Consider the following 12,699-nt stretch of genomic DNA (forward strand, 5'->3'; position numbering starts at 1 on the left):
CCGGTGGCCCTTGGACACGGCAGCGTAGGCGGTCCTCAGGGTAGGGGCTCGGAAGCTCGTCGCTGCAGGTCAAACTGCGTAGCGGTACTCGTTGATGAGGCCGCCGAGGATGCGGGTGCGCAGGAGTCGGCGGTTTTCGGGCTTGTGTACGGCCGTGGGTTGCTGGTCGGCGCCGGGGGGGGGAGTTGGTTGCGGGCCCGGTGGGGGCGGTGTTCGTTGTGGTGCCGCTCGTAGGCGGCCAGGACGTGCCGGGCGTGGGCCTCGTTCATGATGAGGCCATGGTCGAGGGCCTCGCGAAGGGTGGCGTCGATCACGTGCTCGCAGTGGGCGTTCATCCGAGGCACTTGCTGGGCACTCTTGAGGATCTCGATCTCCCCGGCCTCGAAGACGGTCGCTCAGAAGGCGTAACAGATGCAGGCACCCTCGGAGGCGCGGGCGATCCGGTCCGAGCCCCAGCAGTGGAGCATCGGCCCAACGCGGTACAGGGCGGCGCCACCGGCCAGCAGGACGAGGACGGCGAGCACGGCGGTCACGGTCCGCATGGCCGTCATCCGCGGTACGAGCCACCAAGCCCCGGCGACCGCGAGCGTCCCCAAGGCGTCGACGGGCCCAGGGATGCCCCGGCCTGACGACCACGGCGAGCCTGTCGTGGCCGACGACCCGGCCGTGGAGCCCGGCAGGCCGCTGCAGGCCCTCGGTGAATCCGATGTCCGCGGTGCCCTCGGTGACGTGGGTGATGACCGTGGCGGTGTTGATCGCGGTCAGTATGATCTCCGGGGCCGCGCTGCCCGGTCGTTCTTGCGCGCGGAAGGACGACAGCCAACCCGGCAGGAGCTGCTCGGCGATGGTCAAGCTGGCGCTGACCCGCAGCCGGTCACGCCGGTCGGCCCGCAGAGCTGCGATGCCGGCGTCCACCTCGGCCCCGACATCCAGCAGCCTGGCAGCCCACTCCGCGATCACGACGCCTTCGGCGGTCAGTCGACATGCGCTGGTGAGGATCTCTCCGGAGTGTTGTCACGGGCGACGTCGCAGGAGCCCGTGGCCGAGCCCGCCCAACGGGTCAGGCCGGTGGGTGCCGACAGTCCTGTCACCTGTGCTGAGCTGCGGCTTCAGGGTTACGATGTGATCACTTCGAGGGTGTTCGCAAGCCCGTCGGCGCTCGCTTGGAAAGCGTGACGTTCCGTCTGGTCTACCGATTCGGCTGCCTCCTGCTCGGCTGGCTGCGCCTGCTGGCTCCCTCCTCCGCGGCCAAGGATGTCGAGATACCGGTGCTCGGGCACCAGCTGGCCGTCCTGCAGCGCAGCAGTCCCAAGCCAGCCTTCACCCGCGGGGACCGCGCCGTGCTCGCCGTCCTGCTCCGATTGCTGAGCAAGCGTCACCGTTCATCGTTGAAGCTGCTGGTGGGCGGTTACGTCGGGCACACGCCGTTGCTCTACTCCGAGTTCGACCCGGGCCGGGCCGTCGCTCACCTGACCGTCCAGACACAGGCGATGGACTGGCCGCCCACCAGTTTCGGGCCTTCGACCTGGATGGCCTCACCGAAGAACTGCGCCCGAACCCGGAGGTGCTGCCGGAGAGCTGCCAGCAAGCCCGAACGTCAACCGGGCGGCCACTGATGCAGGCACCTGTGAAGCGGCAGGCTGGTTCAGTTCAGGCGTCACCGACGGCCGCGACGGATGGCGTCGGCGATGAGCTCGCCGATCAGGACGGCGGTCGCCGCAGGTCCTCGCTGCGGAGTGTCCGGCAGGATCGAGGTGTCGGCGATGCGTAGGGCCCGCACGCCGTGGACGCGTCCGAACTGGTCGACGGCGCCGTGTTCGGGATCGTCGGCGGGCCCCATCGGCACGGTGCCGCAGGTGTGTTGGGCGGTGCCGAGGTGTTCGTGGATCCAGTCATCCAGGGCTCGGTCGCTGTCCAGGACTTCGTGACCGGGGTCGAGCAGGCCTTGGGAGATGTCGGCGAACGCGGGGGTGTCGATCAGGGCCGCGGTGACGCGGATGACCTCGCGCAGGCGACGGAAGTCGTCGGCAGTGCTGAGGAAGTTGTAGTCGATGTCCGGTGGTGTGTCGGGGTCGGCGGACCGGATGCGCAGGCGGCCCGTCGGCCGGGGCGTCTGGGCGGACACGAGGAATGACAGGGGTGCCTCAGGAACACGCACGACACCGTTGACGAGGCCCGACATGGGGACCAGGGACTGCAGGATTTCCAGGTCTCCCGCGGCGCCGGCTCCATCGGGAGGGCCTCCCGTGCTGGTGAGGTGGAGGCAGCCGCCGAGCCAGGAATCGGCCGGGTCGTCCAGGTCTTCGCGGGGTGTCCAGTCCAGGACGACTTGCGGGTGGTCACTGAAGTGGGCGCCGACGGCGGGGGCGTCGCGGACGACGGGTATGCCGAGTCGTTCGAGGTAGGCGCGTGGGCCGATGCCCGAGAGCTGCAGCAGATGGGGGGTGGAGAGGGCACCGGTGCTGAGCACGACGCTGTCCGCTTCGATCGTGATGCGTCGGCCGTCGTGTTCGACGACGACGCCGGTGGCGCGGCCGTCCTTGATGACGACACGACGGGCCTGGCAGCCGCCGAGGGCGGTGAGATTGGGGCGGTCGAGGACCTCGGGTGACAGGTAGCTGAGTCCGGTGTTGCGGCGCACCCCGTCGATGGCGTTGGACGGCACGGGGCCGAAGCCGGGCGGTGCCTGGTCGTTCTTGTCCGGGTCGGTGGGATAGCCGAAGTGGCGGGCGGCGTCGTGGAAGGCCAGCGCGGCCGGATGCTCGATGCGGTTGCGCCGGATCCGCATCGGCCCCTGGCCGCCGTGCAGTTCGCTCGGACCGAAGTCGAGATCGCTCTCCAGAGTGCGCAGGAACGGCAGTACTTCGTCGTAGGCCCAGGCTGGATTGCCCGCGGCGGCCCAACGGTCGAAGTCCTCACGTCGGGCCCGTATGAAGTAGCCGCCGTTCACGGTGGTCGAGCCGCCGAGGATGCGTCCGCGCGTGACCAGCCACGGCCGCTCCGGCGTGAGACGTACCGGATGAGCCGTAGTGGCGGGATGGTTCGGCTGTGCGCCCGGAACCAGTCGGGCGTCCAGCAGCGCGGGGCCGAATCCGTCCTTGCCGCGTGGAATGGGCCCCGCGTCCAGGAGCAGCACGGTCCGGTCGGAATCCTCGGTCAGGCGCGCCGTGAGCACCGCACCGGCGGCTCCGGCGCCGACCACGACGACATCCGGTCGGCGGCTCACGAAAGCCGTGCCGCGGCGATGCGAAAGGGGAGACGGAACCGTTCCATGGGCACGGGATCTTAAGCCGTCTCCGGCTGTGGAGCGCAAGCCCCGTGATCGTCGCGGGACGGGCTCCAATGGCTGTCGCTGCAAGGGCATCGCTCGGCTTGCGAAGTTCGGAGGGACCGGCCGGGTGGTGTGCACGGAGTCCTCGCCGTGGTCCGCGAAATTGTTACCGCCAGACACCTTTTCTTTTGACACCCCATGCCAATATTCTCGCCGGTATCTGAACGACGGGGCCGGCGATGCTCCTGACCCCGGGTGCGCTCGGCTGTCCTGCCTGAAGTCCGTTCCACGCGCACGGATCGCGCGCACAGGTGGCCGCAGTCACTTCCATACATGCACCCCAAGGCCGGCATCCACCCGCACACTTCTGTTTTCCGAGGGAGAACCGCGTGAACGAGTTCAACTCCGCCGAGGCCGAGCAGAACCAAGCCGACGAGATCACGTCGTCCGATGGGCTCTTCGAGGGCGATGCCCTGATCGAGGAGGTCTCGATCGATGGCATGTGCGGCGTCTACTAGGCCCGCGCACATGGCCACTTTGAACCTGGACCGTGCCTGGGACCTGCACCCGCAGGTCTCGGTACGGCCGGAACCCTTCGGCGCGCTCCTGTACCACTTCGGTACCCGCAAACTCTCCTTCCTCAAGGACCGCAGGCTGCTCGCGGTCGTCCAGGCGCTGGCGACGGCGCCCACCGCGCGAGCGGCCTGCCTGGCCGCCGGTATCGACGACCGCGACGTACCGCGGTACGCGCAGGCCCTAACCGCACTCGTCCAGTCGTCGATGGTCGTCGAAAGGGCAACTCCATGACCACAGTTCCGCAGATGTCGAGGCCTGCGCCGGCTGCGTCGCGCCTGGTGGACCTCTTCGAGTACGGCCTTGGCGCACCGATCTGCCTGACCTGGGAACTCACCTACGCCTGCAACCTCTCCTGCACGCACTGCCTGTCCAGCTCCGGGCGCCGCGACCCGCGCGAGCTGACCACGGCGGAGGCAAAGGCCGTCATCGACGAACTGGAGGCCATGCAGGTCTTCTACGTCAACATTGGCGGAGGTGAGCCCACGGTCCGCCCCGACTTCTTCGAATTGCTCGATTACGCCACCGCACACCACGTCGGTGTCAAGTTCTCGACCAATGGCGTACGGATCACACCCGAGGTCGCGAGGCGGCTGGCCGGCAACGACTACGTGGACGTGCAGATTTCGCTGGACGGGGCGACGGCCGAGGTCAACGATGCGGTGCGCGGCCCGGGGTCGTACGACACGGCGCTGCGTGCGATGCGCAACCTGGCCGATGCCGGGATGAAGAACTTCAAGCTCTCGGTCGTGTGCACCCGGCACAACATCCCGCAGATGGACGAGTTCAAGGCCATCGCCGATCGCTACGGTGCGCAGCTTCGGCTGACCCGGCTGCGTCCCTCCGGGCGCGGCGCGGATGTGTGGGACGAGTTGCATCCGCTGCCGCAGCAGCAGCGGCAGCTGTACGACTGGCTGGTGGCGCACGGCGACCACGTGCTCACGGGTGACTCCTTCTTCCATCTGTCGGCGTACGGGAAGGCGTTGCCGGGTCTGAACCTGTGCGGCGCCGGACGTGTCGTGTGTCTGATCGACCCGGTCGGGGATGTGTACGCATGCCCGTTCGCGATCCACGACGAGTTCCTTGCCGGGAACATCCGTCGGCCGGGCGGCTTCGCCGAGGTATGGCGGGAATCGGAACTTTTCCGGAGCCTGCGCGAACCGCAGAGTGGTGGTGCGTGCGCCTCGTGCGCGTTCTACGACACCTGCAAGGGCGGCTGTATGGCGGCGAAGTTCTTCACCGGTCTGCCCCTGGACGGACCCGATCCCGAATGCGTCCAGGGGCATGGCGAGCAACTGCTGGCTCGACGCCCGAAGGACAACGGCCACCTCCCGAAGCCGTCTGGTGACCACTCGCACCGCACTGAGCCCGCGCGGCGCCCCGGCACGGTGGATCTGGTGCTGACACGCCGTCCGGACCTGGACCGGCCGCCGGTCAGCGCCTGCGCCGAGGACCCACTGGCCGGCACGAGCTTCACTTAGCACGCCGCGCCCTCGGCGCCGTTCAGGTCGCCGTTTTCGTCACCGCCCCTGCACACCCTTTACCGAGAAAGAGCCGCATCATGGGCCGTAATCCCTGGTTCGAGTCCGTCGCGGAGGCTCAGCGCCGCGCCAAGAAATACCTGCCGAGCACCGTTTACGGGGCGCTGGTGGCCGGCTCGGAACGGGGCCGCACCCTCGACGACAACACGGGCGCGTTCGCCGAACTCGGGTTCGCCCCGCGCGTCGTTGGGCACCATGCGCAGCGGGACCTTTCCACGACGGTGCTCGGGGTGGAGTCCGCGTTTCCGGTGGTGATCTCGCCGACCGGTGTGCAGGCCGTCCATCCTGACGGTGAGGTGGCAGTCGCCCGCGCGGCGGCGAACCGCGGTGTGATCATGGGCCTGAGCTCCTTCGCCAGCAAGCCGGTCGAAGAGGTCGCCGAGGCCAACCCGAACACCTTCTACCAGATGTACTGGACCGGTACCCGGGACGCCATGTCGCAGCGCATGGAACGTGCGCGGGCGGCGGGAGCCAAGGCGCTGATCGCCACGCTGGACTGGTCCTTCTCGCATGGCCGCGACTGGGGCAGCCCGGCCATCCCGGATAAGATCGACCTCAAGGCGATGGTGAGCTTGGCGCCGAACGTCCTGCCGCGCCCGCGCTGGCTGTGGACGTTCGCCAAAACCGGCCGCATCCCGGACCTGACCACGCCGAACCTTCAGCCGCCCGGCGGGAAGGCACCCACGTTCTTCGGCGCTTACGGCGAGTGGATGCAGACGGCGCCGCCCACGTGGGACGACGTCAAGTGGATGCGCGAGGAGTGGGGCGGCCCGTTCCTGCTCAAAGGCGTGTCCCGGGTCGACGACGCCAAGCGGGCCGTCGACGTCGGCGTGTCCGGCATATCGGTGTCGAACCACGGGGGCAACAACCTGGACACCACGCCCGCGTCCATCAGGCTGCTGCCCTCCATCGTCGAGGCGGTCGGCGACGAGATCGAGGTCCTCCTCGACGGCGGTGTCCGCCGCGGCGGCGACGTGGCAAAGGCACTTGCCCTGGGCGCCCGTGCGGTCCTGATCGGCCGCGCCTACCTGTGGGGGCTGGCCGCGGGCGGGCAGGCGGGCGTGGAGAACGTCCTGGACATCCTGCGCGGCGGACTCGACTCCGCCGTACTCGGCCTCGGGCACTCCTCGGTCCACGAATTGTCGCCGGACGACCTTTTCGTCCCGGACGGCTTCACGCTTACGGCCAGGGCTCCGCGCACCGTCGGCCCAGTGGGCTGACAGTGCCGTCGCACCGGAAACCACCGGGGACATCAGGGGACTTGGCACGCTCGGTGTGGCCGTCCGTCCCAGCGGACGCGCTGGTGCTGGTCCCCGTCGGCTCGACCGAACAACACGGGCCGCACCTGCCGTTGAACACCGACAGCGTCATCGCCCAGTCCGTGGCGCAGGCGGCGGCGGAACGGCTGGCGGCCGGCCGACCCGACCGCCCCGTGCTGACGGCGCCGACCATCGCCTACGGCGCCAGCGGCGAGCACCGGGACTTCCCGGGGACGGTCTCCATCGGGCACGACGCGTTGCACGTCGTCCTGGTGGAGACCGTGCGATCCCTGTCGCTGTGGGCAGGCCGCATCGTCTTCGTCAACGGCCACGGCGGGAACGTACCCACGCTGGGCTCCGCAGTCGGCCAACTTCGCGACGAGGGTCACGATGTAGCGTGGCTCGGCTGCGACACACCGGGCAGCGACGCGCACGCGGGCCGTGCGGAGACATCCGTGATGCTGCACCTGGCGCCCGGTGATGTCCTTCTCCCGGAAGCGGTCGTCGGCGACACCCGTCCGCTGGCTGTCCTCATGCCGGAGCTGACGACCCGTGGCGTCCGTGCCGTTTCCCCCTCCGGAGTACTCGGAGACCCGACCGGTGCCACGGCGGAGGAGGGGCGCGCCTCGTTCGAGTCGATGGTGACCACCGCCGTACGCCGGATCGCCGCAGGCCGAGCGAACGTCCGGGGCCGGCTCACCGACCCCGCGTCCCGCAGCACTCCGCCCTGCGCCCCGGCCGCGTACACGCCCGTACCACCCGCTCCACGCACGAAAGCCGCGCACCCATGACACTTCCCCACGGCTTCGTGGTCGCCCTCGACCGGCACACCCGCGTCCTGGACGACGGCCGGGCCCTCCTCGGTGGAAACCCGACCCGACTGATCCGGCTCAGCCCCCGAGCGCGACCGCTGCTGACCGGGCGTACGGTGCGTGTGCGGGATGCGGCAAGCGCGGTCCTCGCCGACCGCCTGCTGGAGACCGGGCTGGCCAACCCGGTCGTCCGAGCCCTGCCGCGGCACCCCGAACAGGGCTATGGCGGCGATCCGAACTGCACGTATGTGATCCCGGTCCGCGACCGCCCCCGCGAACTCGCCCGGCTTCTGGAAAGCATCCCTCCGGGCAGCCCGGTCATCGTCGTGGACGACGCCTCACGCCGCCCCGACCTGGTCAGCGCCGTCGCCGCCCAGCACGACGCAAACTTGGTACCGCTGGCGGTGAACATGGGACCGGCGGGTGCCCGCAACGCGGGCCTACGCCTTGTCACCACCCCCTATGTGGCCTTCGTCGACTCCGACATCGTGCTGACGGCCGAAACCGTGTCCACCCTGCTGCGGCACTTCTCCGACCCCCGCGTCGCCATGGCCGTACCCAGAATCACAGGGCTGGCCACCACCGAAGCATTCGGCTGGCTCGGCCGCTACGAGAGCACCCGGTCATCCCTCGACCTCGGGGCACATCCGGCCGCTGTCCGTCCCGGCACACCGGTCTCCTGGGCACCCAGCGCCTGCATGGTCGCGCGAGTCGACGTGCTCACCAAGAACGGCGGCTTCGACGAACGCATGCGCGTGGGCGAAGACGTCGACCTGTGCTGGCGCCTCGTCGAAGACGGCTGGCGCATCCGGTACGAGCCATCCGTCGAAGCCGCCCACGAACACCGAGCCGACCTGGGCGACTGGTTCACCCGGAAGGCCGTCTACGGCACCGGCGCCCACCCCCTCGCCCAACGTCACCCCCGGAACATCGCCCCCGCCGTGCTCGCCCCATGGAGCACCGCACTGGCACTCGCCCTGCTCGCCCAGCGCCGCTGGTCCGTTCCCGTCGCCGGATCCATCTGGGCCCTGGCCACCGCCCGTATCGCCGGGAAGCTGAAGAACACAGACCATCCGGTCCGGCACGCGGTACGGCTCACCGCCGACGGTGCCGTGTCCGCCCTGACCCAGGGATCGGCGCTGCTGACCCGCCACTGGTGGCCGATCACCGCCATCGGCTGCCTGGCCTCGCGCCGCATGCGCCGCGCCACAGCCCTGGCGGCGATCACCGACATCACGCTCGAATACCGCCGCGACGCGACCCACCTCGACCCGATCCGCTACGGCATCGCCCGCCGTCTCGACGACCTCGCCTACGGGACCGGCGTCTGGATCTCCGCCCTGAAGGGACGCTCCACAGCCGCCCTGCGCCCGCGCATTGTCCTGAGCCCCAGGCCGCCGCAACTGCGGCCCGCATGGAAGGCTTTTCTCCTGGGGCGAATGGTGCAGGGGTGCGGCACCGGGCCTGATCGGACGCCGCCCACATCGGCTGGGTCCGGCTCGCGGATAGATGAAACTCGGTAAGCTCGCCTTGCTGGGCTTTCCTCCCGCCGGTGGCCGGAAGACCTCACCATGTCCGACTGCGGCCGCCGCGCGGCAGCTGGGACGCAGGGTGAGGCACGGGCGGTCATGTGACGCGTACGGGAGAGATCACCCATGCTGGGAGGATGGCAGCGGTTGCCGGATGCGAAGAGGCCGGGTGGAGCGTGGTCGGAGGGGAAGCGTCGGGATGGTTGCGTCAAAATCGACCATGAGAACGGGCTCACCCGGGCCGCGGATCGGACGGCCGTCCGCTACGTCGCGTGACCGGCTCGAGGGCCTCGCGTTCGAACTGTTCGCGAGCAAGGGATTCGAGCAGACCACCATCGACGACATCGCGGCAGCCGCCGGGATCAGCCGCCGTACCTTCTTCCGGTACCACGCGTCGAAGAACGATCTGGTGTGGGGTGACTTCGGCGGCCAACTGGCGGGCCTGCGCGAACTCCTCGCCGCCTGCCCGTCGGACGTTTCGATGATGGACGCCCTGCGCGAGGCGGTGGTCTCCTTCAACCGGTTCAACCCGGCCGACGTGCCCTGGCATCGCCGACGAATGGAACTCATCCTGCGCGTGCCGGCACTCCAGGCCGACTCCACCCTCCGGTACGCCTCCTGGCGGCACGTCGTCACTGCCTTCGTCGCTGACCGGACCGGCCAGCCGCAGGACGCGCTCCTGCCGCGTCAGATCGGATACGCCACCCTGGCCACCTGCATCGCGGCCTACGAACAGTGGCTCGCCGACCAGAACGCTGACCTGGCCGAGCTGTTGAATACCGCCATGCGCGAACTCCAAGGCGGCTTCGGCGGCCACGAGCCCAAGAGCGGCTCCGCCGGTGGTGCATCAGTAGCCAGGTCTGGTCGTACAGGACAAGCCCCGACGTCCTGAGCAGCGCCATGCCGGGGTTGTAGCTGCGTCTGCGCCTTGCGCCGACCTACCCGGACCCGGCATGACAGCGGTGTGTCCCGGCGGCGGTGGGGACCCAGGGCCACGGTTTACACCCCGGGGATGAGCCACATGTGGCCTGCGGACTCGTCCATAACAGATCTGCGCAATCGGCTGCGCATTCGTGTTCGGGACCATTGCGCAGCGCCGCCCTCAGGCGACTTCATGGTGCGCATCCTGCGCACCCGGGCCTGGACGGCATCCGTCGTTGCGTGATCGAGCTCCCATTGCGCAGCTATCGGTCGGAGGGTGTGCGCACCGCTGTGACCTGCCGGGTCCATGGTCGGGCTGGTCGCTCCATGGTCGGGCATGATGGCCGCGCCATGTCGGCGGTGTGATGGAGGCGGCCTGGGCGGTTGCGCAGCCATCGCGTGCGAGAGGCGCCGCGCAGCGCTGTGACCTGCTGTGGTCGGGCACATGGTCGGGAGCATTGCGCGGGATCGCGGGCGGAGCGCTAGGGGTGGCGGGACTGCATCCAGCCGACCTTGTGGTCCTGGTCCGGGACGTGGATGAGATGCCATACGGATGCGGAGGGGCCATTGCGGAGCAGGTCGGTCAGAGGGGCTGCCAGGACAGGGACGTCGCGCAGGAAGCTGGACAGCGCCAGTGCCCTGGTGGCTGCGCGCAGCGCTTGAATGCGCGTGGCGATGCCGGTGGGGCCGGTGCCGTCCAGGACGAACAGCAGCCGCGGGAACAGGACGTAGCGGCGCCTCCAGTCCTCCTCCAGGGGCTGCAACCCGAAGTTCGGCCGTGGGCGGCCGATGGGTGTGGGCACGTAGGCGTGCAGGCGGGCGTAGGCGCCGAGTTTGGCGGCTAGGCGTTCGGGGCCCATGGTGGCCCGGTCGACTTCCACGAAGGCCCGCAGCATCGAACCGCCGTCGCCGCAGCTGCGGTAGTACAGGAGGGCGTCAGGGATGACGGCTTCGCCGCCACCGAGGGCGTGGTAGACCTCGGGGATCCAGTCCAGCGGCCGGCACACGTCCCCACGGTGCCGGGCGTCCTGCAGGAAAGCGAGCCCGGTCTCCGTTACCGCCAGAGCGTGTCCTGCCCGAAGCCGCGCGGCGGTAGGGTCAGCGATCAGCTTCGGCGGTGGCCACTCCCGCAACTCCGGCCACTCGGAGGCGACCTGCACACCGTACTGGGTGGCAAACCACACCCGGGTGCGCCCGGCCTGGGGCAGCGTGATGCGATCGATCAGGCCCTCGTTGCGCAGCTTGGCCAACCTTCGTCGCGTCTGCTCGATCCGCACCCCGGGAGCGATCACGCGATGCATCTGCTCGGTCGTCGCCATCCGGTACTGCGCCAGTACCGCCAGTGCCAGCCAGTCCCCGCCGCCTGCGTCCACCTTCACCATCGCCAGGTCCTCCCGTACGGTGCGGCACCGCTTGCCCGGCGCCGCGCGTACGGACAGACCAGCAGCCGGCCCCGACCACACGTGCGACCGTGGAGGCCCGACCAGAGTCACGCTGCGATAACCCCGCCCCCGACCACGCCCACAACCCCGCCGAAAGCCCCGCCGGCATCCCTGCCGACAACTCTCCGCACTCACCGGGCGCCTGACGATGTATCCGCAGTTCACCACGTCTGTTTGGGCGTGGTCGGGAGACCGACATCCCCCTATGCGCCTCTCGCAGCCGACCCCTGAAGCAGAAAGAGAAAGACTTGGGGCGGGCTGGGGCGGGCGGTCGGCGTGGCGGGGGATCGAGCGGCTTGGAACTGTTGTTGCGCGTCGGCGGGGCCTCCGCGCTCGGCGCCGGGCAAGCCAGCACAGAGAGGGGACCGGCGGGCGAGGCGCAGCGGGACAAGATCCACGGTTTGGGAGATCTTGAAGGAGGCCGTGCTCGGTGGCCGCCGCCCACTCCATGCCGGCGATGATGTCCGACTCGGAGCCGGCCTTTGGCGCGACGCCGCGGCGGGTCCCGCCGGAGGCGGCGCCGGTGCCACCGACGATCGAGGCTACGCGTGTGCCGTGGCCGAAGTGGTCGTGGGTGTTTCCACTGCCGGAGAAGTCCTTGGCCTCCGCGATCCGGCCGGCGAGGTCGGGGTGACTGGCATCGACACCGGTGTCCAGCACACGGCGACCTTGACGCCCTGGCCCTCGTAGCCGGCCTTCCAGGCGGTGGGGGCGTTGATCTGGGCGGTGCTACGGTCCAGCAGCGCCTTGGCCTTGCCGTCCAGCATGATCCGCGGGGTGGCCGCGGCGCGGGCGGCGTTCGCCGTTCTACCGGGGTTCAGACGGCGGCCTGGGGGAGCGGGCTCCGGCCTGGACGACGTTGGTCCTGCCGGTAGCGGCTGGGCTCGGGATCTGGGTGTCCTTGGCGGTCACCTCTGTAGGTCGTCGGCGGTGGTACCAACGACATCCAGCGCGGCATGATCGCGCGCTGACACCTCCCGGTTCACCCCGCGAGCGGACCCGGCACCGGTGCCGGGTCCGCTCGCGGTTGACGTTGCGCTTGCCGGAAACCTCCTCCGTGCAGGTCACGCGGCATGTCCGTACTCGTGGAGGATGCCGCCCAGACGTTTGTGCCTGCGTATGCCGAGGCGGGCGATCTGCTCTGGATCGTTGATCGAGCCATCGTGCATCCTCGATGACGGGCGCGCGCAGCGGGCCAATGAGTCCCGCTGCGGTGAACTTCCTTCCGGTTGTCAGTCCTTGATTTCGCAGATCACTGCGCCGGAGGTGAGGGATGCGCCGACCTCTGCGTTGAGGCCCTTGATGGTGCCGGTCTTGTGGGCGTTGAGGGGCTGTTCCATCTTCATGGCCT

Annotated in this window: 13 protein-coding genes and 2 pseudogenes; 8 read left to right on the forward strand and 7 right to left on the reverse strand. The window is 69.5% G+C overall.

The window, feature by feature from the left end:
- Positions 1-35: 35 nt before the first annotated feature.
- From IEZ19_RS41280 to IEZ19_RS53865, 3 genes and pseudogenes are all read right to left on the reverse strand, one after another.
- The gene (locus IEZ19_RS41280; RefSeq protein WP_229841431.1) at positions 36-335 is read right to left on the reverse strand and encodes an integrase core domain-containing protein; all 300 of its coding nucleotides are present in this window, start codon (positions 333-335) and stop codon (positions 36-38) included.
- A gap of 60 nt (positions 336-395) precedes the next feature.
- Positions 396-542: a hypothetical protein gene (locus IEZ19_RS41285; protein ID WP_189316545.1), complete on the reverse strand. Its 147-nt coding sequence runs from the start codon at positions 540-542 to the stop codon at positions 396-398.
- A 46-nt stretch (positions 543-588) separates the two neighbouring features.
- A pseudogene (locus IEZ19_RS53865) lies at positions 589-960 on the reverse strand (LysR substrate-binding domain-containing protein); the annotation flags it as partial.
- 212 nt (positions 961-1,172) lie between these two features.
- Between IEZ19_RS53865 and IEZ19_RS51675 the strand changes: the two are divergent.
- The gene (locus tag IEZ19_RS51675; RefSeq protein WP_229841435.1) at positions 1,173-1,616 is read left to right on the forward strand and encodes a hypothetical protein; all 444 of its coding nucleotides are present in this window, start codon (positions 1,173-1,175) and stop codon (positions 1,614-1,616) included.
- A gap of 41 nt (positions 1,617-1,657) precedes the next feature.
- Here the strand turns inward: IEZ19_RS51675 and mftG are convergent, their stop codons facing one another.
- Positions 1,658-3,226 (reverse strand): mycofactocin dehydrogenase MftG, encoded by a 1,569-nt coding sequence (mftG, locus tag IEZ19_RS41305; RefSeq protein WP_229841442.1) that lies wholly within the window; start codon positions 3,224-3,226, stop codon positions 1,658-1,660.
- Positions 3,227-3,660: 434 nt separating this feature from the next.
- On the opposite strand from mftG, the gene mftA reads away from it, so the two are divergent.
- From mftA to mftR, 7 genes are all read left to right on the forward strand, one after another.
- Entirely contained in the window at positions 3,661-3,789 is a 129-nt protein-coding gene (gene mftA, locus IEZ19_RS41310) for a mycofactocin precursor MftA (protein WP_189316533.1), read from the forward strand.
- Positions 3,790-3,799: 10 nt separating this feature from the next.
- Entirely contained in the window at positions 3,800-4,078 is a 279-nt protein-coding gene (gene mftB / locus IEZ19_RS41315; protein ID WP_189316534.1) for a mycofactocin biosynthesis chaperone MftB, read from the forward strand.
- Between the two features lie 14 nt (positions 4,079-4,092).
- Positions 4,093-5,325 (forward strand): mycofactocin radical SAM maturase, encoded by a 1,233-nt coding sequence (gene mftC / locus IEZ19_RS41320; protein ID WP_189316535.1) that lies wholly within the window; start codon positions 4,093-4,095, stop codon positions 5,323-5,325.
- Positions 5,326-5,405: 80 nt separating this feature from the next.
- Complete coding sequence (gene mftD / locus IEZ19_RS41325) at positions 5,406-6,605, forward strand: pre-mycofactocin synthase MftD (protein ID WP_189316536.1); 1,200 nt, start codon at positions 5,406-5,408, stop codon at positions 6,603-6,605.
- A 41-nt stretch (positions 6,606-6,646) separates the two neighbouring features.
- On the forward strand, positions 6,647-7,435 hold the full coding sequence (mftE, locus tag IEZ19_RS41330) for a mycofactocin biosynthesis peptidyl-dipeptidase MftE (RefSeq protein WP_229841444.1): 789 nt from the start codon (positions 6,647-6,649) through the stop codon (positions 7,433-7,435).
- Complete coding sequence (gene mftF, locus IEZ19_RS41335; protein ID WP_189316538.1) at positions 7,432-8,979, forward strand: mycofactocin biosynthesis glycosyltransferase MftF; 1,548 nt, start codon at positions 7,432-7,434, stop codon at positions 8,977-8,979. The genes mftE and mftF overlap by 4 nt, the downstream gene beginning before the upstream one ends.
- 226 nt (positions 8,980-9,205) lie before the next feature.
- Complete coding sequence (mftR, locus tag IEZ19_RS41340; RefSeq protein WP_189316539.1) at positions 9,206-9,877, forward strand: mycofactocin system transcriptional regulator MftR; 672 nt, start codon at positions 9,206-9,208, stop codon at positions 9,875-9,877.
- Positions 9,878-10,388: 511 nt separating this feature from the next.
- Here mftR and IEZ19_RS41345 read toward each other — a convergent pair.
- From IEZ19_RS41345 to IEZ19_RS41355, 3 genes and pseudogenes are all read right to left on the reverse strand, one after another.
- A complete protein-coding gene (locus IEZ19_RS41345) occupies positions 10,389-11,288 on the reverse strand; it encodes a replication-relaxation family protein (protein ID WP_189316544.1) in 900 nt (299 codons plus the stop codon).
- Positions 11,289-11,783: 495 nt separating this feature from the next.
- Positions 11,784-12,175: pseudogene (locus tag IEZ19_RS41350) on the reverse strand (S8 family serine peptidase); the annotation flags it as partial.
- A 405-nt stretch (positions 12,176-12,580) separates the two neighbouring features.
- A partial coding sequence (locus IEZ19_RS41355) for a biotin/lipoyl-containing protein (RefSeq protein WP_189316540.1) occupies positions 12,581-12,699 on the reverse strand: 119 nt, incomplete at its 5' end.

The sequence above is a fragment of the Streptomyces brasiliensis genome, from assembly GCF_014647875.1.
Taxonomy (GTDB): domain Bacteria; phylum Actinomycetota; class Actinomycetes; order Streptomycetales; family Streptomycetaceae; genus Streptomyces; species Streptomyces brasiliensis.